Consider the following 20807-nt stretch of genomic DNA (forward strand, 5'->3'; position numbering starts at 1 on the left):
GAACGGCGCGCCTGCCCTCCACCCATTGCTCCGCCCGTATGAACCGGATTTGCGGTCGAAGGACCCGGCATTAAAATGCGCTGACGGTCGCACAGTCCGCGTTGCGCTATCCCCTCGGTTCCTGTCCAAGCACCTGCGGAACCAGGTAGAGGCTATCGCGCACCTCAGGCGCCACTTCCTGCAATGCGGAACGATCGACAACTTCCGTCACTACGTCCTCTCGTAGACGTAGCTCCAGCTCTCCCATCAGTTCCACAGGGTGCGTCATAGGCAAAACACCGGCTGTATCGACAGCCTGTATCTGCTGCACGAGTCCGAAGAACTCGTTGATCTGAAAAAGTGCGCGGTCCGCTTCCGCATCCGGCAGATCAAGCTGCGCCAGTTCGGCGATATGGCGCATGTCTTTCATGTCAAGGTTCATGGCCTCTCTCTCCTCATTTTCGACAGTTAATGCTCCCCAGCGAGTCACTCGCGAGTGTCCGGTGGGTATGCGCTTAAGTTCGTTGCGGCTCGCCGCTACGAATCAGAAGCGAGGCGGTGCGGCCTTTCGCCGCCACTCATTCCGCCCCGTCGCGTCCTTCACGCTTTCCTCGAGCGCGTGCTCAGCACGCTCTCCGGTCAGCCCGCAGTAGTAGAGATGCACGCCGATGGCTAGTGAATCGAGACGGATTTCGCGGAGCACGACCCATGCCTTGGCCGGATCGGCAAAGAACAGATAGTGGGCCTGATTCTGAAGCAGGGTTGCGACCTCGTGCTCCCCATGACCCCGCAGCGCATCGACCAACGCATCGAGGCTACGATGAGTCCTGGCATCGGTACGCGGATACAGGATATGCAGCAGCGCGATTCTGTGACCGGAGAGCATCGACGAGATGCTCGTCACGATGTCATGGTGGTTCAGCGCAACCACTCCGGCATCGCCGTCAAAGCTCAGTTTGTCCGAGAGGGGGCCGATTTCGTGATTCATGCGCGACCACCCTCGCCGCGGATTTTCCCGCATCTTAGGCACGCACCTGCGTATGCCGCACGGCCTGAGCCGCAACTGCGCCGCGAGGATAAAAAGTGATCGGGAAAACCGCGAAAGAGATGAGGCGCAGATCCGGGGAAATTACGTCCGATCGGGAAACCGTAACCCGAAGTTGAGTCTGCAAAGCCTGACAACCAGCCGTTTTGCGTTGGCACGATGCACTCCATGTGCGAGGCGGAATCGCCGTGTTGCAACAGCAGGAGTCATCAGCCGAACTGGCGTTTGAGGGGGAACTCCATCCCCATCCCGAGACGATAATAAAGCAACTGCACGGCGTCAAGAGGTCCAACATCAGCGTCCGAGCCGAAAAGGACAACGTCGCCCGACGTTGGACGGAATTCGTTGTTCGCCTTGGTACACTACGCCGGCGAACGCGAATGATCCGCGCCGCCGCACCATAGTCGCAACGCATGCACTCGACTGACGCGGAGGGTACGTCTGCAGCTGGACGTACCGCTACCGGCAACGAAATCCTGCAGTCTTACCGACGCTTCAATTGAGCGACGTCCCGCACGGCGCCTCGGTCCGCAGAAGTGGCGAGCGCTGCATATGCCTGCAATGCCTGTGAAACCGTGCGTACGCGGGCACCTGGCGTCCACGCACGATCACCACGCGCATTCATGGCCTCACGCCGGCGTGCAAGTTCGTCCCCCGACACAGCCAGATGAATTTTTCGTTCGGCGATATCGATTTCGATCATGTCGCCCTCCTCCACCAGGCCAATCGCGCCACCCTCGGCTGCCTCGGGCGAGACATGCCCGATAACGAGACCTGCGGAGCCGCCAGAGAAACGTCCATCCGTAACCAGCGCGCAACTCTTGCCGAGTCCTCTCGATTTCAGATACGAGGTGGGATACAACATCTCCTGCATGCCCGGCCCACCTTTCGGTCCCTCATAGCGAATCACGACCACATCGCCCGCAACAACCTTATCAGCGAGGATAGCTTCGACTGCAGCCTCCTGGCTTTCGAAGACACGCGCACGCCCAGAAAACAGCCACTGCGATTGATCAACGCCGGCAGTCTTGACGATGCAGCCTCGCTCTGCGAGATTGCCATAGAGCACGGCGAGGCCGCCATCCCTTGAATAGGCGCCTTCACCGTCACGAATGCAGCCGTGCTGGCGGTCAATATCTAGCGAGTCAAACGTCGCTTCCTGGCTGAATGCGACCGTGGTGGGAATACCGCCCGGCGCCGCCCGGAAAAATCGTTGCGCGTCCGCATTCGTACCACCCGCCACATCCCACTGGGCGATGGCGTTGCCCAGCGTGCCGCTGTGGACGCTGCCACACGACAGGTCAACGAGATCCAGACGCGCGAGTTCCGCCAGGATGCCAAGAATGCCACCCGCCCGATGCACGTCTTCGACGTGATAGTGGCTCGACGGCGCCACCTTGCAAAGACAGGGTACCTTGCGCGAGATGCGGTCGATGTCCGACATCGAAAACTCGACACCACCTTCCTGAGCCGCTGCAAGCAGGTGAAGCACTGTATTGGTCGAGCCACCCATAGCCACGTCGAGCGCCATCGCGTTCTCGAATGCCTGCCGGCTGGCGATGCTGCGCGGCAGGACAGACGTGTCTTCTTCCTGGTAGTAGCGACGGCACAGGTCCACCACCAGGCGGCCAGCCTGTTCGAAAAGTCCCTTACGCCACGCATGGGTTGCGACAAGCGTGCCGTTGCCCGGGAGCGAGAGGCCGATCGCCTCGGTCAGGCAGTTCATCGAGTTCGCGGTAAACATACCCGAGCATGAGCCGCACGTCGGGCAGGCGCTGCGCTCCACTTCAGCTACCTCCGCGTCGCTCACCCGCGAATCAGCCGCCTTGACCATTGCGTCGATCAGATCGATCTTGACGACCGCCTGTCCGTCCGCGTTCGACTTGACCTTGCCAGCCTCCATCGGGCCTCCCGACACGAACACGGCCGGAATATTGAGGCGCATCGCGGCCATCAACATTCCTGGCGTAATCTTGTCGCAATTGGAAATGCAGACCATCGCATCGGCACAATGCGCATTGACCATGTACTCCACGGAATCCGCGATGAGTTCACGCGAGGGTAAGGAATACAGCATGCCTCCGTGTCCCATCGCAATGCCGTCGTCCACGGCAATGGTGTTGAACTCCTTTGCAACCCCGCCCGCGGCTTCAATCTCCTTCGCCACCAGTGCACCAAGATCACGCAGGTGCACGTGGCCCGGCACGAATTCAGTAAAGGAATTCACCACAGCAATAATCGGCTTGCCGAAGTCGGTATCTTTCATTCCGGTGGCGCGCCACAATGCGCGGGCACCTGCCATGTTCCGGCCGTGAGTCGAAGTTCGGGAGCGGTATTCGGGCATCTGTCTTCTCCGGTATTCCGTTTTAAGAGTTTTGTACCCGGACTGCTGCGCCGAAGCGAACACTGTTACCGCGGAGCGTGGACATACGCACGTCCGCAGCAGCGTACCGGGCTATGGGGGACTCAAGTATTGACCCAGCGCCTGTGAGTCGTCCAATATATTTTTCCGGCCCAATTAGGTCGAAAAAGATATCACTCGACTGTGCCAGTTGCGCGAGAGGGTCGGCGTCGCGCGTAGCCCTGCCTCAGCGATTTTCGTCGTGCGCGTCGAATACTTTCTGTGCGTAAGCATCAAGCAGCGTCTCGCAGCTCCGAAGCTGCTTTTCTGCGTCCTCGTATAGCGGAGCATTGTAGAAGTCCAGTTTGCGGATCTTCTCGAGCCACGACTGCAGTTTCTTGAGGTCGACGTCATTTTCTTCGAGCTCGGCATAGGTGAAATGTCCCGCTGCCGTCTCCTTCTCAATCTCCCGGTGGAAATCACTGCACTTGTCTAGAAACTCTCGATACTCCTCGTCACGGTCTGCCTTGAATCGCAAGACCACCTTTTCTTCCTGGGACCGGTCGAGCGCGGTGGTCTCGAGAAGCAGACATTCCCCTTCGATCCCGGCGATTTCGTTTTCGACCATCTTCAACCGCCGGACATGATCGTCCGTACGGGGAAGCAGGCAAACGCCGCTCTGCAGGTACACGGCCCCCATACCCTTCAGCCGCCGCCATAGTGCTACGCGCTTTTTTGCGGGTTCAGTGGGTACCTTGTAAATCAGGAGCAGCCAGTTCTGCATGTTCATATGGACCCCGGACCCCGAAGGATCTTTTGGCCAGCCTGGAAACCGCATACGCACCCGAACGGCTGCGATCCTGCGGCCCGCCGCCATACCATCCTTCCGGACAATGGGGCGCGTCGGCTGAGCTGAAATAAAGTACCGATTATTTCACAACCCTCCTGCCAGCCGAAGCCTCAGCCCACGTGCTGCACATGAGCAGCGGCCCATATTGCTCAGGCTTGCCCATCGTTGCCGGGACTACGCTTACCAGCATCACGCCCGCTCTCCCTGACACTCCGTTCAAGCCTTCCGAGGTAAACCATCCATGGAGCAGTGATATGGCTGAGGTTGCCCGCATGCGCCGCAAAGTCGATCACGCCGTACTGCCAGTCCTTCATCGCACTCATTACCTCCCCGGCCAGCCTGTTATCCCTGGAAACGAACGTCAAAGCCTCCTGCATGCACCGTTGCCGCGCCTCCCAGTGCCGCTGAACAACTCTCGCCTGCACCGACATGAATGCCGGTGCGTCCGTCGCCCCGAGCAGTTCCTCCAGCTCGGCACCCGTATCCGAAATCGCTGCAGCCAGCGTTTGCTGCTGAACCTCGTACCACTGTCTCCCGGATCCGGCCAGCACAGCACTCATTTTGCGCATCAGCCCCGCGTTGATCCTGTAGAACTGCATCAGTGCGTCGACCATCTCATCGTTCATTGCTCTTCTCCGTCAAAGAACATTATTCTCAGTTCGAGGCAGGATCAAGGTTCGCTCGCTCCCTGACGGATCGCATCACCGCTTCGGGTTTCTCATTGAAATCGTGATCGGACAGCAATCGACGACCGGCGTGCGAATGCCAATGCCGTTCCTGCTCCGACAACACATCCATCGCGAGAAGATAGCCCCCGCGCATGTTCGACTCAATCGCGACGTCCGAAAAATCATAATCCCGTGACGACGGTTCACCTTCGGGCCCCTTGCGCACGAACCGCGTCACACGCATGGGCGCACCGTCTCCCATCAGCTGGATGTAGCGCGGACGCTGCCTGATCTTGTCCTGCATCGCAGGATCCACCTCGCTCAGGATGCTCGCCACGAGGCTCCTGTACGCGTCCTTCATCTCCCGGCTGCGAAGGTCACTGCGCACGCGCTCCGAGTAGACAATTTCATCCCGGCGCGCCATGATTTCCATCATGTTTGTCGGAAGGGCCCGCTCCCCGGAAAAGAGATCGACAATGTAGACCTGCTTGCCATCGGGTCCACAACGATCGATCACGAGGTCAAGTGGCGAATTGCTGACCACGCCACCGTCCCAATACGGCTTGCCGTCAACAAAGGTCCATGAAAAACCGGGCGGAAGACTACCGCTTGCAAGAATGTGTTCCGGCGTCAGGTCATCCACGTAGCTGTCAAACACCTCCAGCTCTGCTGTCAGCACGTTAACCGCACCCACAATGAGCCGGATCGGACTCGACTTTAGCCTCGTGAAGTCCACGTACTCAGACAGCAGCCGCTTCATGGGCGAAGTGTCGTAAAAGCCCGTCCATTCCCACGGCATTGCCCATGGCTGATCAAACGACGGCAACCAGCGCGGCCTGAAGAACCTGGGTACGCCAAACTGCAACACCTGCATGGCAGACATCGCCCGCTGCAGATGTTCGGACGCAATCCTGGGTGAGCAGATCTGCAGCTCGGACCAGAATGATTCCAGGGCTCCCACCGGGTTATCCGGGTTGCCCGCGATGATCGCGCCATTAAGGGCCCCTATCGAAATGCCAGCAACGACGTCCGGCACTATGTCATGCTCATCGAGTGCCTTGACGACACCGCACTCGAACGCCCCCAGTGCACCTCCGCCCTGGAGAATCAGCACGTTTTGCGTTGCAAGTTCATCCAGTCCAAATCCGGGGTCACACAGGGCCGCCTTCTCTCCCGACACGTTCACGCGATAGCGGATCAATCCCTCAGCCTGCCGGATTTCGGTCGGAGGCCGGCCAAACGAGAAGACGGCCCGCGGCACGTCGCCCCGAAGGTAAAACTGCGTATAGGCATGCGCCTCCAGCGAGCCTCGCCCAATGTGCTCGTCGTTGCCCACCGTATCGCCCAGCACATTGAAGCCGATGCTTCCGATCTCGCAGAAAAAATAGGACACTTCATCATAACGATGACGCCGCCCGAGCATGTTCAATGCCGCCAGTCTTCCCTGCCGGACAGCGTTATCCCAATGCTCTATATGGCGCCGCCTCAGAAACACCGGATCGTAGAATGACACCGCATCGCCAGCGGCAAATATGCCGGCAGCGCTGGTGCGCAGCAGTTCATCGACCGCAATGCGCCCACCCTCCAGCTTGAGGCCACTGCCTGCCAGAAATTCCGTCACAGGCTCGACGCCGACACACATGATCACCAGATCGCAGGGAAGGCTGATACCGGACGCCAGCTCAACTGCTTCCACCTTGTGATTGCCGCGAAAACCGACGACGGGGTCGTCAAGGTGTATGGCCACTCCGCTTGACTGCGCATACTCCCTGAAAAAAGCAGACAACGACCCTGATTCGAGATGCCGGAGCAGACACCCATCGCCCTCCACTACCGACACCGCGAGTCCCGCTTCGCGCAGGGACATTGCAACCTCCATCCCCAAAAAACTCCCGCCTACAACAACGGCGGTTCGAGCCCGGGCCATCCCCTTCCGGATCGCGTCGCAGTCAGCTATCGAACGCAGCGTGTGGATACCTGCCAGACCTGCGCCGTCGACCGCGAGCCGGCGCGGTCTCACACCGGGTGCCAGCAAAAGCTGGCCAAAATGGAGCCGATCGCGGTTTTCCGTCTCCGCCCACCTGGCCGTCGGATCTACTGAAACGATCCGGGTGCCAACGGCGACTCCGATCTCGTGATCGGTATAAAACTGCTCTGGGTGCACGAGAATCTGCGAGGCGTCTGCCTGCCCGAGCAGATAACGCTTCGACAAACTTGGCCGGTGATACGGTAACGACGGCTCCGACGAAACAATCAGGATGGTCCCTTTGGCTCCCTCGCGCCGAAGCGTCTCTGCCGCCTTGGCACTCGCCAGCCCTCCACCAATGAGAAGAAAATCAATCTGCTGTGCTGTCACCGGAAATGCTTCCACTTACCCTCCTTGAGACACGCCACTGCCGCGTCCTGCCTGGCCCGCGGCATCCGCTTCGCTTACTGCATGAACCATCCGTGGCTGACGATAAACGACTGCCCCGTCAACGCTGCACTCGGGAACGTGGCGAGGAACAGCGCTGTTTGCGCGACATCGTCGACAGTCGTGAAGATACCGTCAACAGTTCCGCCGAGCATCACGTTTCGGATGACTTCCTCCTCGCTGATGCCGAGTTCCTTTGCCTGTTCCGGAATCTGTCTGTCAACCAGCGGTGTGCGCACAAAGCCCGGACACACCACATGCGAGCGCACGTTATGTTTCGCGCCTTCCTTCGCCAATACCCGCGCGAGACCCAGCAGCGCGTGCTTGGCCGCAACGTAGGCCGATTTCAGCGGCGACGCTTCGTGCGAATGTACTGAGCCCATATAAATGACGACCCCGCCGCGATCATCCCTGTACATGTGTCTGAGCGCCGCCTTCGTCGTAAGAAACGCGCCGTCGACGTGGATCGCCTGCATCCTCTTCCAGTCCGAGAACGCGTAGCTTTCAATCGGATTGACGATCTGAATACCCGCGTTCGACACCAGAATGTCAACCGGGCCGAGTTCGGCGGCGACGCGATCGATGCCTCGGTTGACTGCTTCCTCGTTTGTCACGTCCATTGCAACCCCGATCGCCCTGCCACCCGCCGCTGCGATTTCGGCCGCGACGGTGTTCGCGCCGTCCTGATTCAGGTCGGCGATCGCAACCGCCGCGCCAGCCTGTGCGAACGTCAGCGCAATCTGCCTGCCGATGCCGCTCGCAGCGCCTGTAACCACCGCGTTTTTTCCTTCAAGTGCACCCTTGGCCAACATGTTCACTCCAATCAAATCGGCGCCGGTTGCGCCATATGTCCAACGCAGCACCAACGTGATCTAGCGCTGCAGATAATCAAACACGACCTCTCCCAGTCCTAGCGTGAGGTCGGCCACAATGTGCCGTGCTTCAACGATCTCCAGCACTGGCAATTCTGCTACCGGCGCGAGTGCATGAGGCGCGAGGTCCAGTGACGCCGGACCGCTCCATGCTCCCTTGATCTCGACATCTTCCAGGAAATACCGCACCAGTTCACAGACCCTCGGCGAACCGTCTACGTGGGGTACTACCTTGAGCAGAAAATTCGGCACAAGCAACCGTCGCATCTGCTCCTGACCATCGAGCGTGCGATGCTTGTATCCCATCGTGCCTGTTGCCACACGTACGGGACCGTAATCGAGTGTGCCAATCAGCGTATCGGTATGGACTTCAAGTACGGGTTTCGCGAGCTTTTTAGGAAATCCCCACAATTCGCGGCCCCCTGCTATCGGCGGGTGATCGTCCAGATACATCGCAAGGGTGTAACTGCCTGGTTCACCGCGATAGGTGACCGGAATTACCTGACCGCTCTCCGTGTAGTCGCCAAAGCCTGTCGAGTCGGCCATTCGAATGAACTCGTAATGCACCAGCGGCTCGGGTATTTCCAGTGGCTCCGGTACCAGTGACCGCAGCCTGCCCGGGTCCGTGCGGTACGTAACGATGAAAAACTCTCGCCCCACAAATCTGTATGGCCCCATCGGGAACGCGGGACTCGTAAGCGGCATAGCAAAAGCATTGGACAGCACAGTATCAATGTTCATCTACTTGTCTTCCCATGACAGGCATGTCTGCCCGATTTCCCCTACCGCGACATCATGTTCATCGTCACGTTATGCATGACCCACAACGTGCCGCCGACCACGATCGCGACCGTCAACACCGTGAACGCGAATGCGGTGACGTTCCAGCGCTGGCTCGACGAGCCGTTCAGGTGCAGGAAGAACACGAGGTGGACGACGATCTGCACTGCGGCGAGCGCGGCAAGGCCGAGCACCGCGGTTTCCCGCGTGAAGCCGCCATGCAGCACGAGCCAGAACGATGCGGCCGTCAGCACCACCGCCAGCACGAAACCGACCAGATAGCTGCCGACGGTGCCGTGGGCTTCTTCTTCGTGGATGGAATGCGATTGGGCCATTTCAGATCACGCTCGCGAGGTAGACAAAGGAAAACACGCAGATCCAGACGATGTCCAGAAAGTGCCAGAAAAGAGAGAGGCACGTCAGGCGGCGCAGTTCGCGCTCGCCCAGTCCGTCCTTCGCCTTCGCGACCTGCACCATCAGCACGATCATCCACACCATGCCGAGCGTCACGTGCAAACCGTGCGTGGCGACCAGCGTGAAGAACGCCGACAGGAACGCGCTACGGTCCGGGCCCGCGCCTTCGGCGATCAGGTGGGCGAACTCGTGCAGTTCGAAGTACAGGAACGTCGCGCCGAGCACGAACGTGATCGCAAGCCACACGAGCACCTGCGCATTGCGCTTGCCATGCGCGGCGACCATCGCGAAGCCGTACGTGATACTCGACAGCAGCAGCACCGCGGTTTCCATCGCGACGCCCGGAATGTCGAACAGATCCTTGCCGGTCGGGCCGCCCGCGAACTGGTTCTGCATCACCGCGAACACTGCGAACAGCGACGCGAAGATGATGCAGTCCGTCATCAGATACAGCCAGAAGCCGAACACCGAGTGCGACGGCGGATGATCGTGGTGATCATGTTCCGCCAGCGCAGCAGCACTAGTTTTCTGCAACATCAGTTGGCCTCCAGAACTTCTTGACGCTTGCCGTCACGGCGCTGCCTGTCCTCGAACGCCTTGACGAATGCGCGATTGCGCATTTCTTCATCGGCCCGGACCTTGGCGGCCGGGATGTAGTAGCCCTCGTTCTTGCCGAAGCTGTAGATGATCACGGTCGCCATCACCCCGACCAGACCGACGATGGCGAGCCACCAGATGTGCCAGATCGCTGCGAAGCCGAGCACGAGGCTGAACATGCCGACGAGGAAGCCCGCGCTCGTGTTCGACGGCATGTGGATGTCGTGGTACTCGGTGTTCGCGATGTCCACGGTCTCGCGGCCGGTTTCCTTCATGTGCGCGAACTCGTCGAGCTCGCTCACGTGCGGGATCACTGCGAAGTTGTAGGCCGGCGGCGGCGACGAGATCGCCCATTCCAGCGTACGGCCGCCCCAGGCGTCGCCCGTCAGGTCGCGGTTTTCCGGCAGGTTGCGATCGCGGATCGACACGTAAAGCTGCAGCAACTGATGCGCGATGCCGATCGCGACGAGCACGGCGCCGCAGAACGCGACGAGCATCCACGGATGCCATGCCGGATTGTCGTAGTGATTCAGACGGCGGGTAGCGCCCATGAAGCCGAGCACGTACAGCGGCACGAACGCGACATAGAAGCCGACGAGCCAGAACCAGAACGCGCGCTTGCCGAGCTTCTCGTTCAGCTTGAAACCGAACGCCTTCGGGAACCAGTAGTTGAAGCCCGCGAGGTAGCCGAACAGCACGCCGCCGATAATCACGTTGTGGAAGTGCGCGATCAGGAAGAGCGAGTTGTGCAGCACGAAGTCCGCGCCCGGGATCGCCATCATCACGCCGGTCATGCCGCCGATCGTGAACGTGACCATGAAGCCGATCGTCCACAGGATCGACGTGCTCATTTCGACACGGCCGCGGTAGATCGTGAACAGCCAGTTGAAGATCTTCACGCCGGTCGGGATCGAAATGATCATCGTCATGATGCCGAAGAACGCGTTGACGTTCGCGCCCGAGCCCATCGTGAAGAAGTGGTGCAGCCACACGACGAAGGCGAGCACCATGATCGCGCAGGTCGCGTAGACCATCGCCTTGTAGCCGAACAGCGGCTTCTTCGCGAACGTCGCGACGACTTCCGAGAACACGCCGAACGCGGGCAGCACGAGGATGTACACCTCGGGGTGGCCCCACGCCCAGATCAGGTTCAGATACAGCATCTGGTTGCCGCCGGCATCGTTCGTGAAGAAGTGCATGCCGAGGTAGCGGTCGAGGCCGAGCAGCGCGAGCGTGACGGTCAGGATCGGGAACGACGCCATGATCAGCACGTTCGTGCACAGCGCGGTCCACGTGAACACCGGCATCTTCATCATCGTCATGCCGGGCGCGCGCATCTTGATGATCGTGACGAAGAAGTTCACGCCGGTCAGCAGCGTACCGACGCCGGAAAGCTGCACTGCCCAGATGTAGTAGTCGACCCCCACGCCCGGACTGAACTGCAACTCCGACAGCGGCGGATACGCGAGCCAGCCGGTCTTCGCGAACTCACCGATCACGAGCGAGACGTTGACCAGGATCGCGCTGATCGCGGTCATCCAGAACGACAGCGAGTTGAGCATCGGAAACGCGACGTCGCGCGCGCCGATCTGCAGCGGCACGACGATGTTCATCAGGCCCACCATGAACGCCATCGCCATGAAGAAGATCATGATCGTGCCGTGCGCGGTGAAGATCTGGTCGTAGTGATGCGGCGGCAGGTAGCCCGGCGCGTTGAACGCGAGCGCCTGCTGCGTGCGCATCATGATCGCGTCGGCGAAGCCGCGCAGCAGCATGATGAGCGCCACGACGATGTACATCACGCCGAGCCGCTTGTGGTCGACGCTCGTGAGCCATTCGGTCCACAGGTACTTCCACTTGCCGAAATACGTGATTGCGCCGAGCACGACGAGCGCGGCGAACACCATGCCTGCGCCCGCGATCACGATAATCGGCTCGTGGTATGGAATCGCGTCTAATGTAAGTTTGCCGAACATGCTGTGCTTACCCCTTCGTACCCGTCGTACCGCAGGCAGCGTTCTGGGGATCCAGGACCTGGCCGTTGTTGTACTTCGCAATGATGTTGTGGAACAGCTTCGGATCGACCGCCGAGAAGTACTGCCCCGGCACCTTCTCGCTCGGCTTCGCGACGTTCGCGTACTGATCCATGCTGAGCGGCTGCTGCGTAGCCTTGACCTGCGCGACCCACGCGCTGAAGTCCGCCGGGCTCTTCGCCAGCGTGCGGAACTTCATGTCCGAGAAGCCGTCGCCGCTGAAGTTCGCCGATTCGCCGGCGTAGTTGCCCGCCTCGTCGGCGATCAGGTGCACCTGGGTCTGCATGCCCGCCATTGCGTAAACCTGGGTGCCGAGCTGCGGGATGAAGAACGAGTTCATCACCGAATCCGACGTGATGAGGAAATTGACCGGCGTGCCGACCGGCACCGCCAACTGGTTCACCGTCGCGATGCCGAGGTCCGGATAGATGAACAGCCACTTCCAGTCGAGCGCAACGACTTCGACGTTGATCGGCTTCACGTCCGACTGCAGCGGCTTGTACGGATCGAGCTCGTGCGTCGTCTTCCAGGTGAGCACGCCGAGGAACAGGATGATCAACGTCGGAATCGTCCAGACGACGACTTCGATCGCGGTCGAGTGCGACCATTTCGGCGCGTAGGTCGCGCTGCGATTCGACGCGCGGTAGCGCCAGGCGAACAGCAGCGTAAGGAAGATTACGGGCACCACGACGATCAACATCGCCCAGGTGGACGTCGCAATCAGTGTCTTCTCAGCGACGCCCACACTGCCCATCGGATCGAGTACGTCCATCTTGCAGCCGGACAGACACATGAGGAGTGCCGCTACACCGCAAGGCCACAACCTTTTCCACATACCTGTCTTCATCAACGCTTCCCCTCCTGTCAACGATTCATGCCCTTAACCGGCAACCGCAGAACGAACGAAGCCATGAACGTCGGTCTGACATCCATAATTCACCTTTGATCGAAACCGTTGTTGCACGACCGATATTTAGTTAGTTATACTTATTTCGTAGCGAAACACCCCCTCTTGCCATACGGTTTCGCTACACGGGGCTCGCGCGGCTGGCGCTTTGCGAGCCCCACCTTTTCCAGCCTCGCTTCATAGCGGCGCCCGACATCCTTCACGACAGCTGTGAGGTCGACGCCTTTATTCCCCGAGATTCGATCTACCTGTGACTGCGCCTCGTGCCGCCATCCGAGACAGCATGACAACGGCAATAATGCGCATCGTTGTGCGAAGGCTTCACTGATGCGCGAAGTCACCGGCCGCGCCGGAGACTTACGGTGTCGTTGCAGACACAGCTTGTATTCCCGTGCAACTGCCGCTTGTACAGGAAGCGATGTGAGCCGGTTCTGAATAAGCGCACGCAACGCCCAGGCGCTCTCGCGGGCGCCGGCAATAAGAGTTAGAACTTTCATTGATAACAGGTCTGAAGGACTCAAACCTGGGACGGCAGAATGCCGCAGGAAACAATGCCTGCATCTTCCCTTTCCCAGGAATTAGCAGGCATCATCAGCTGGCGTAGCCAGCGTTTATCGGAGGTATGCCATCTCCGTAGTAAAAGTCTAACCGAACGCAATGTGCGGCGCAACAAACTTTGCTTCTGAACAGGGAGAGCCGGTCGTCAATATGCTTTCCGTAAGGCGAGACGACCACCGGTCACCGCAGCCCATCGAGATGTGCGGTTTCGTTAATCTGACGGACACACACTCTCCCGTCTTTCGCAATATCAAGCACGTTGATGCAACACGGCGCCTGTTCCAGTCGCCAGTAGGCCGACAATGGCAGTTCAAGTGCCTGCGTGAGGATGACCCGGTTGACGCTGTCGTGCGCGACAAGCGCCACCGTCTCACCCGCATGCGATCCAAGCAGTTCCCTTATGACGTCGGCTGTGCGCAAGGCCAGCGCCTGCAACGATTCGCCGCCGGGAAATCGCATCCATTGCGGCGCGGACTTCCACAGCGCAAACTGGGCCGGAAACTGGGCACGCGCGACATCGTAGGTCTTCCATTGCCATTCGCCATAATCGAGGTCGTCAAGGCCGGGTTCTACGCGCGATTCGATCGAGCAGGCGGATGCTATCGTGTTACCCGTGTCCCGGCATCGCTGAAGCGGACTCGTGTAAATGATCGTCGGCGCATACCGCGCGCTAACCGCGCTGGCCAGGGCCTGCGCCTGGCGCTGGCCCAATGCTGTTAACGCCAGCTGGGCACGTCCGCGGAACCTCGGCGGATCAATTCCCTCTACCTGCCCATGTCGGGTCAAGATGATACGCATGAGTGTCCTCCCTGATTTACTCTTCGAAATGCAACGCGTTGCCGGTTGCTCTAGTCATGCGCGGCTTCATAAGGCACGTCCTGAAGCGCTGCGCCGGCGGTATCGATCGTCATCGCACCTTCCGCTGCGCCTTGCGTCGGACCACAATGGTATGCGGCTGCGTCAGCCACCGATATGGCGATGGGCGGCCACCACTGCGCACCGCACTTTGCAAACAGCCGGCTTTTCTCGGCACCCCGGATCTGTAATTGCACTACGGTCGCACCAGTACGCGCCCGCAGCCATGTCACGCCCGGACGGATGGTCGCGCCGGGCACGATGGTGCCAGTCGGAAAAATCATCACGGCGTGCTGCTGCCTGAGTGCCTGCAGAAGCCGTCTCAACCCAAATGGCGCATTCGCCCCAAGCGGCACAACCCGGCACAATCCCAGGCGCTCGCCCAGCGCAAGGCCCACCCTGCCGTACCAGGCATCCCGTGAATAGCTTGTGTCAATCGCATACGTCATCAGCACCGGGCTCGCCATTGCGACGATCAGTCCGTCGAGATGAGAAACGTGATTGGCACAAACGATGACGTTTCCGCTGCGGATCTGATCCCATGTCGCTGGATCGATGTGTACCGATACGCGAAACAGTCTGAGCACAATCACGCGCAACGCCCGCGCCAGTAGCAGCCTTACCTTCCGCATTTCGTCAGGCCGTAATCGGCGCACGCAGTCAACGCGCGGTGACAGGTCAACCGCATCGCCACGTTGGGTGTCCGAGCCACGTCCTGCGCTGATCGCTGCCGTCCTTGCCAACAGCAGACATTGCCTGTGTTTTTGCCACGCATCACTTTCACTCCCCACTCCCCGAATGCACGCAAAATCGGGCGACATGCTCGCGCTAGCAGGCCTGCCGGCGGCTGCCGGGAAGGTCTACATCGCCCGCACTGTCCACTTCCAGATAACATCGACAGGTCGGTTTCATGTCATGGTCAAACCAGTAGATGAGCGGTATGCCGTTGGGTACGTTCAACTGGGCCGCTTCATATTCGGATATGCCATCGAGGATCTTGATCAGGGCACGAATGACGCTTCCATGCGCGCAAACAATCACCCGCTGTCCGGAAACAGTCGCGGGCCGGACGACCTGTAGCCAGAACTCATTGACGCGGCTTACCACCGCACGTAGTGATTCGGTACGAGGCAGCCGCCAGGGCGACACATGCGCATAACGACGATCCAGAATGGCATCGCGCGCATCTCCGCCTGGTATCGCGGGAGGCTGCCCGCAATACGAGCGGCACCAGTGAAGCACCTCCTGATGACCATAGATCCTGGCGGCTTCCGTGCGCAGCTTGCCGGTCAGGTCACCGTAATGCCGGCCATTCAGGCGCCAATCGTGCTGCAGCGGTACCCAGCTTTGTTTCAGCTCCTCAAGCATCAACCATTGCGAGAGAATTGCGCGCCGGAGAAGGGAGGTATAAGCCATATCGAACGACCAGCCCTCGCGGGCCAGAACCTGTCCGGCCTTGCGTGCCTGCAGCGCGCCATGCTCAGTCAGGTCGATGTCTGTCCAACCCGTAAAACGATCCTGCCCGTTCCACTCGGTTTCGCCATGGCGGACAAGGACAAGTGAATAAGGCCCTGCGTTTTTTTGCTTGATGCTCATACATTCCTCGCAACGCCAGACTCCGCCTTCCAGGCGACTCCCCCAAAGGCAATCGCACGCGCCGGGCATACGATCGAGCTCGCCTTTTAATCGCTCGCTACCCAGCGGGCTGATCCCTTACCTGCCCCGAAGGTCCACGGAAACGACCGGCGTGCACGAGTGCTATCCGGACAGAGGCATGGATATAAGCGCCAGCGGTAATCAGGTGTCGATTTGCAGAAGAAGATAGGTTTGAAGAACTCAAACCTGGGCAGCAGAACGCCGCAGATATGCCTACGGGTTCCCTATCCAGGGCCCTGTAGGCATCATCAGCCGGTTGGACCGGCACTTATCGGAGGTATGCCATCTCCGTTGAAGGGAGCTTAATGGCTTTTGGTTGGTGGCGCAATAACCCCTCTCCCAGGTGAGCACAGAACAACGCGGACGATTGTCATCTGCTGGTTCCAACCATGTCGTGCGGTTTCACCCACTCGTCGAACTGTTGTTCGCTCACATGGCCGAGCGCCAACGCGGCGGATTTCAGGGTCGTGCCATCCTTGTGCGCCTTCTTTGCGATCTGCGCGGCCTTGTCGTAGCCGATGTGCGGATTGAGCGCCGTCACCAGCATCAGCGATTCGTTCAGCAGCGTGTCGATGCGCGAGCGGTTCGGCTCGATGCCAACCGCGCAGTGATCGTTGAAGCTCTGGGCGCCGTCTGCGAGCAGACGCACCGATTGCAGCACGTTGTGGGCGATCATCGGCCGAAATACGTTCAGTTCGAAGTTGCCGCTCGCGCCGCCGAAGTTCACCGCGACGTCGTTGCCGAATACCTGGCAACACAGCATCGTCACCGCTTCTGACTGCGTCGGGTTCACTTTGCCGGGCATGATCGAGCTGCCCGGCTCGTTCTCGGGAATCGACAGTTCGCCGAGCCCGCAGCGCGGGCCGCTCGCGAGCCAGCGCACGTCATTCGCGATCTTCATCAGGCTTGCTGCGACCGTCTTCAGCGCACCATGCGCGAACACCAGCGCATCGGCCGCGGCCATCACCTCGAACTTGTTCGGCGCCGATAGGAACGGCAGGCCCGTCAGCCGGCCGATCGCGGCCGCGACTTTGTCGGCGAACTGGTGATGCGCGTTCAGCCCGGTGCCGACCGCGGTGCCGCCAAGCGCGAGCTGATACAGATGCGGCAGCGCCGATTCGACGTGCTCGATCCCGTGATCGAGCTGCGCGACGTAGCCGGAGAATTCCTGACCGAGGGTCAGCGGCGTCGCGTCCTGCAGGTGCGTGCGGCCGATCTTGACGATCTCTGCAAACGCGTTCGCCTTGCGGTCGAGCGTCGTGCGCAGCGCCTGCAGTGCGGGCAGCAGATGCTCGACCAACGCGCGTGCGGCGGCCACGTGCATCGCGGTCGGAAACACGTCGTTCGACGACTGGCCACGGTTTACGTCGTCGTTCGGATGCACCTTGCGCGCTTCGCCGCGCTCGCCGCCGAGCAGCTCGCTCGCGCGGTTCGCGATCACCTCGTTCAGGTTCATGTTGGTCTGCGTGCCGGAGCCGGTCTGCCAGACCGCGAGCGGGAATTCGCCCGAATGCTTGCCGGCAACGATTTCGTCGGCCGCCGCGACGATCGCGCCGGCCTTCGTCCTGTCCAGCACGCCCAGTTCCAGATTGACCTCGGCGGCCGCGCGCTTGATCAGCGCGAGCGCGACAATCAGTTCAGGCGACTGCTTCTCGGTCGAGATGCAGAAATTCTGCAGCGAACGCTGCGTCTGCGCGCCCCATTGACGCGCGGCCGGGACGGCAATTTCACCGAACGTGTCGCTCTCCATGCGGACTTCCTTGAATGTCTCGGACAACCTCGTTCTCCTCAGATTGGGTTTGCCGCCTATAGGGACATCATCGCTGTTTCAGCGGCCGGCTCGAACGTAACGGGCACCAGGAGCTGACCGGGCATCGCACACTCGATGCAGTCAGGCAGGATCATTGCGCCTTCATGACGACGTCCGCAGCGCAATGCTGGTTGATAGACGCGATCGCGTCGTCGGACATGGATGCGCGTGACGACGCAGGGGCCCGCCCGTCTCGCAGCACCGATCTTCCATTTCTGCTCGCCGCAAAAGCCGGCCCGGGGATCGCTCCACGACAGCAGCACCGTCTCCGCATCGATGCGATCAATCAGCCGGATGGTCGGAAGACTACTACCGCCGATCACCGCTTCCGTAGCACGCCTGACCGGAGCGCCCGGTTTCCTGGTACGACCTATCGGTGAACTCGACAGATCGAGTAAAGCCAGTGTGCCAGCCCACTTCGGGTCCCGCCCGGTTCTCATCAGATCCTCCTGAATTAGCCTGAATCGCGCGGACTAACCACGCCTTGCCAGCGGCAACGCCTCTCGCAGGGCTTCGCCGATAAAGAGCTGACGCGGCCGCCCGATCTTTTGTTCGGGGTCCGCAATCATTTCGTTCCACTGCGCGATCCAGCCCACGGTGCGCGCCATCGCGAAGATGCAGGTGAACATCGACGTCGGAATGCCCAGCGCGCGCTGCACGATGCCCGAGTAGAAGTCCACGTTCGGGTACAGCTTGCGCGACACGAAGTAGTCGTCTTCCAGCGCGATCTTTTCGAGCGCCATCGCGAGCTTGAACAGCGGGTCGTCGTGCAGGCCCAGCTCTTCGAGCACTTCGTGGCACGTCTCGCGCATCAGCTTTGCACGCGGGTCGTAGTTCTTGTACACGCGGTGACCGAAGCCCATGAGCTTCACGCCCGAGCTCCTGTCCTTCACCTGCTGGATGAATTCGGGGATGTGGTCGACCGAGCCGATCTCCTCAAGCATGTTCAGCGCGGCTTCGTTCGCTCCGCCATGCGCCGGGCCCCACAGACACGCGATGCCGGCCGCAATGCAGGCGAACGGATTCGCGCCCGACGAACCGGCAAGACGCACCGTTGAAGTCGACGCGTTCTGCTCGTGGTCCGCGTGCAGGATCAGGATACGGTCGAGCGCGCGCACCAGCACGTCGTTGACCTTGTACTCCTCGCACGGATTCGAGAACATCATGCGCATGAAATTCGCGCTATATGACAGGTCATTCTCTGGATATACGAACGGCTGGCCTACGGTGTACTTGTAGGCCATCGCGACGAGCGTCGGCAGCTTCGCGATCAGACGGATCGCCGACACCTCGCGATGTCCGGGATCGTTGATATCCAGAGAATCGTGATAGAACGCCGACAACGCACCGACTGCGGCAACGAGGATGGCCATCGGGTGCGCGTCCCGGCGAAACCCGCGGAAGAAAAAATGCATCTGCTCGTGGACAAGGGTGTGCTTCGTCACTGCCTCGACAAATGCACGCTTCTCTCTGGTGTCGGGCAGTTCGCCCTTCAGGAGCAGATAACAGGTTTCAAGAAAGTCGGCGTTCTGCGCAAGGTTATCGATCGGATAGCCGCGATATAGCAGCTCCCCCTTGTCACCATCGATATAGGTGATGGCAGACTCGCATGCTGCCGTCGACATAAAACCTGGATCGTACGTAAACATGCCGGACTGTGCGTACAGCTTGCGGATGTCGATCACGGCAGGACCCATTACGCCGCGATAGACTGGCATTTCGATCGGGTCCTTCAAACCCGGGATGTGCAGCGATGCTGCGAGAGAATTTCTTTCCATGGAGATCAGAATTTTGACGCCTGCAAACCACGGAATCGTGCCCTTGTCTCACAGCGTGACTACGTGCCATTCAGCAGTGAGCGGGACAGTGAGAGAAGCGGGAGCCGTGGTTCAGTTAACGCAAACCCGGACGGCGGAATGAAGAGAAGCACCTACACCCCCGCCGTCGGGGACACGTAGGCATCATTAGCTGCATGACAGAACGTCGCAGCGATTATCGGAGGAATGCCATCTCCGTAGTGATCAGCTTAGCGCCAATTTTCGTGCAGCGCAACATTTTGTCGCTATGCGCTATGCTGCCCGTGAACCACTCGTTCGAGCCTGCGCCATGCTAAAGGGCCTCCTTACCCTCTTCATCTTCATCGTCCTCATCGTGGTCGGACTTCACTTTGTCCTGCGTTAGGTGGCTCGGACCTGCCACACCTCGATCGGACGCTGTCCGCGCCCGGAGAGGGAGACTAACGCGAACCACGAGTCACGGCCCGCGCTCGATCGCGGCGTCATCCGATGCGGACACCTCTACGGCTAACTGCCGCCCGCCTCAGCACCTGATTCGACGATGGCCTGCACGCTCGGCATCCTGCCCGAATCAATCACCTTGTCGAGGCGCCGCGCGGCCCGCCACATAACGTGCGCTGGGACTGTCGCAAGCAGGTCATCCTGCAGACTCAATACCGCCTTCAGCGCGTCGCACGCGGTTGCGTCGATGCTCCAGCTCCCATCTTCCGGTACACGTCTTATGCATCGATGAAGCCCTGCCTCCGCGACAAGAAAGACATCCGGTTCAACTTCACCGCAATCGCATGCAATCAGCCATGTCATGTACAGAGATCTGATCAGTTCACCCGCCTGATTGCCATTCCCTTGCCCCAGTCTCAGCGTTTCGAGCGCCATATGCGCCTGAATCGAACGTTGCTGGGCCTTCCTGGCCGGTATTGGGAGGAGGAGTTCGCGCGTCAGGCGCCTCCGCGTGCTCGCCTTTTTTCTTTTATGCGACATGCTGCATGGTCTCCCGTGTCGTGAAATCATCGGGTAACCAGCCATTCAATTCATGTGAATGGACCGACGCCGGAAAGCCTGGACTGCCTGTATCGGCGGCACGGGCTGCAGCTTGCGTATGCTCACACTGGTCGGAAACGGACAGCCACCTGAGTTTGAAACAGGCATCCGGCGCGGCCATACGGACATCGGTCGCATGCGCGTAGAGACGCGGTACCGACCGGACCATACAACGGGGATCGACAAAAAAAC

The 20807-nt window shown here is 60.1% G+C and carries 19 protein-coding genes and 4 riboswitches; all 19 genes read right to left on the reverse strand.

Going from position 1 to position 20807, the window contains the following annotated elements; translation table 11 throughout:
* Nucleotides 1-106 precede the first annotated feature (106 nt).
* Nucleotides 107-421 (reverse strand): Asp-tRNA(Asn)/Glu-tRNA(Gln) amidotransferase subunit GatC, encoded by a 315-nt coding sequence (gatC, locus tag NE850_RS00215; RefSeq protein WP_310698177.1) that lies wholly within the window; start codon nucleotides 419-421, stop codon nucleotides 107-109.
* Nucleotides 422-523: 102 nt separating this feature from the next.
* The gene (locus NE850_RS00220; protein WP_310698178.1) at nucleotides 524-967 is read right to left on the reverse strand and encodes a hypothetical protein; all 444 of its coding nucleotides are present in this window, start codon (nucleotides 965-967) and stop codon (nucleotides 524-526) included.
* Nucleotides 968-1217: 250 nt separating this feature from the next.
* Nucleotides 1218-1279, reverse strand: a riboswitch (Fluoride riboswitch).
* Between the two features lie 229 nt (nucleotides 1280-1508).
* Nucleotides 1509-3368: a dihydroxy-acid dehydratase gene (gene ilvD / locus NE850_RS00225; protein ID WP_310698179.1), complete on the reverse strand. Its 1860-nt coding sequence runs from the start codon at nucleotides 3366-3368 to the stop codon at nucleotides 1509-1511.
* Nucleotides 3369-3612: 244 nt separating this feature from the next.
* Nucleotides 3613-4155 (reverse strand): Chromate resistance protein ChrB, encoded by a 543-nt coding sequence (locus tag NE850_RS00230; protein WP_310698180.1) that lies wholly within the window; start codon nucleotides 4153-4155, stop codon nucleotides 3613-3615.
* Nucleotides 4156-4364: 209 nt separating this feature from the next.
* The gene (locus NE850_RS00235; protein ID WP_310698181.1) at nucleotides 4365-4841 is read right to left on the reverse strand and encodes a hypothetical protein; all 477 of its coding nucleotides are present in this window, start codon (nucleotides 4839-4841) and stop codon (nucleotides 4365-4367) included.
* A gap of 28 nt (nucleotides 4842-4869) precedes the next feature.
* A complete protein-coding gene (locus NE850_RS00240; protein WP_310698182.1) occupies nucleotides 4870-7254 on the reverse strand; it encodes an FAD-dependent oxidoreductase in 2385 nt (794 codons plus the stop codon).
* Between the two features lie 59 nt (nucleotides 7255-7313).
* Nucleotides 7314-8108 (reverse strand): 3-hydroxybutyrate dehydrogenase, encoded by a 795-nt coding sequence (locus tag NE850_RS00245; protein WP_310698183.1) that lies wholly within the window; start codon nucleotides 8106-8108, stop codon nucleotides 7314-7316.
* Between the two features lie 60 nt (nucleotides 8109-8168).
* Nucleotides 8169-8909, reverse strand: a complete 741-nt coding sequence (locus NE850_RS00250; protein WP_310698184.1) for an acetoacetate decarboxylase — start codon at nucleotides 8907-8909, stop codon at nucleotides 8169-8171.
* Nucleotides 8910-8950: 41 nt separating this feature from the next.
* Nucleotides 8951-9283: a cytochrome o ubiquinol oxidase subunit IV gene (cyoD, locus tag NE850_RS00255; protein ID WP_310698185.1), complete on the reverse strand. Its 333-nt coding sequence runs from the start codon at nucleotides 9281-9283 to the stop codon at nucleotides 8951-8953.
* 1 nt (nucleotide 9284) lies between these two features.
* Nucleotides 9285-9899 (reverse strand): cytochrome o ubiquinol oxidase subunit III, encoded by a 615-nt coding sequence (gene cyoC, locus NE850_RS00260; protein WP_310698186.1) that lies wholly within the window; start codon nucleotides 9897-9899, stop codon nucleotides 9285-9287.
* Complete coding sequence (gene cyoB / locus NE850_RS00265; RefSeq protein WP_310698187.1) at nucleotides 9899-11935, reverse strand: cytochrome o ubiquinol oxidase subunit I; 2037 nt, start codon at nucleotides 11933-11935, stop codon at nucleotides 9899-9901. Before cyoB ends, cyoC begins: the two co-directional genes overlap by 1 nt.
* Before the next feature lie 7 nt (nucleotides 11936-11942).
* A complete protein-coding gene (cyoA, locus tag NE850_RS00270) occupies nucleotides 11943-12839 on the reverse strand; it encodes a ubiquinol oxidase subunit II (protein WP_310698188.1) in 897 nt (298 codons plus the stop codon).
* A gap of 635 nt (nucleotides 12840-13474) precedes the next feature.
* Nucleotides 13475-13541: riboswitch (Fluoride riboswitch) on the reverse strand.
* 96 nt (nucleotides 13542-13637) lie between these two features.
* Nucleotides 13638-14255 carry a histidine phosphatase family protein gene (locus tag NE850_RS00275; RefSeq protein WP_310698189.1) on the reverse strand — a complete coding sequence of 206 codons (618 nt, stop codon included), beginning with the start codon at nucleotides 14253-14255 and terminating at the stop codon, nucleotides 13638-13640.
* A gap of 50 nt (nucleotides 14256-14305) precedes the next feature.
* Entirely contained in the window at nucleotides 14306-15133 is an 828-nt protein-coding gene (locus NE850_RS00280) for a 1-acyl-sn-glycerol-3-phosphate acyltransferase (protein ID WP_310698190.1), read from the reverse strand.
* Between the two features lie 7 nt (nucleotides 15134-15140).
* Nucleotides 15141-15908 (reverse strand): 2,3-bisphosphoglycerate-dependent phosphoglycerate mutase, encoded by a 768-nt coding sequence (locus tag NE850_RS00285; RefSeq protein WP_310698191.1) that lies wholly within the window; start codon nucleotides 15906-15908, stop codon nucleotides 15141-15143.
* A gap of 292 nt (nucleotides 15909-16200) precedes the next feature.
* Nucleotides 16201-16267, reverse strand: a riboswitch (Fluoride riboswitch).
* Between the two features lie 71 nt (nucleotides 16268-16338).
* Nucleotides 16339-17718, reverse strand: a complete 1380-nt coding sequence (gene fumC / locus NE850_RS00290) for a class II fumarate hydratase (RefSeq protein WP_310698397.1) — start codon at nucleotides 17716-17718, stop codon at nucleotides 16339-16341.
* Nucleotides 17719-17774: 56 nt separating this feature from the next.
* Complete coding sequence (locus NE850_RS00295; RefSeq protein ID WP_310698192.1) at nucleotides 17775-18218, reverse strand: DUF3331 domain-containing protein; 444 nt, start codon at nucleotides 18216-18218, stop codon at nucleotides 17775-17777.
* Between the two features lie 33 nt (nucleotides 18219-18251).
* Nucleotides 18252-19556: a citrate synthase gene (gene gltA, locus NE850_RS00300; protein ID WP_310698193.1), complete on the reverse strand. Its 1305-nt coding sequence runs from the start codon at nucleotides 19554-19556 to the stop codon at nucleotides 18252-18254.
* A 170-nt stretch (nucleotides 19557-19726) separates the two neighbouring features.
* A riboswitch (Fluoride riboswitch) is annotated at nucleotides 19727-19801 on the reverse strand.
* Between the two features lie 280 nt (nucleotides 19802-20081).
* Nucleotides 20082-20555 (reverse strand): hypothetical protein, encoded by a 474-nt coding sequence (locus NE850_RS00305; protein ID WP_310698194.1) that lies wholly within the window; start codon nucleotides 20553-20555, stop codon nucleotides 20082-20084.
* Nucleotides 20556-20807 lie beyond the last annotated feature (252 nt).

This window comes from Paraburkholderia sp. USG1 (assembly GCF_031570135.1).
GTDB lineage: Bacteria > Pseudomonadota > Gammaproteobacteria > Burkholderiales > Burkholderiaceae > Paraburkholderia > Paraburkholderia dioscoreae.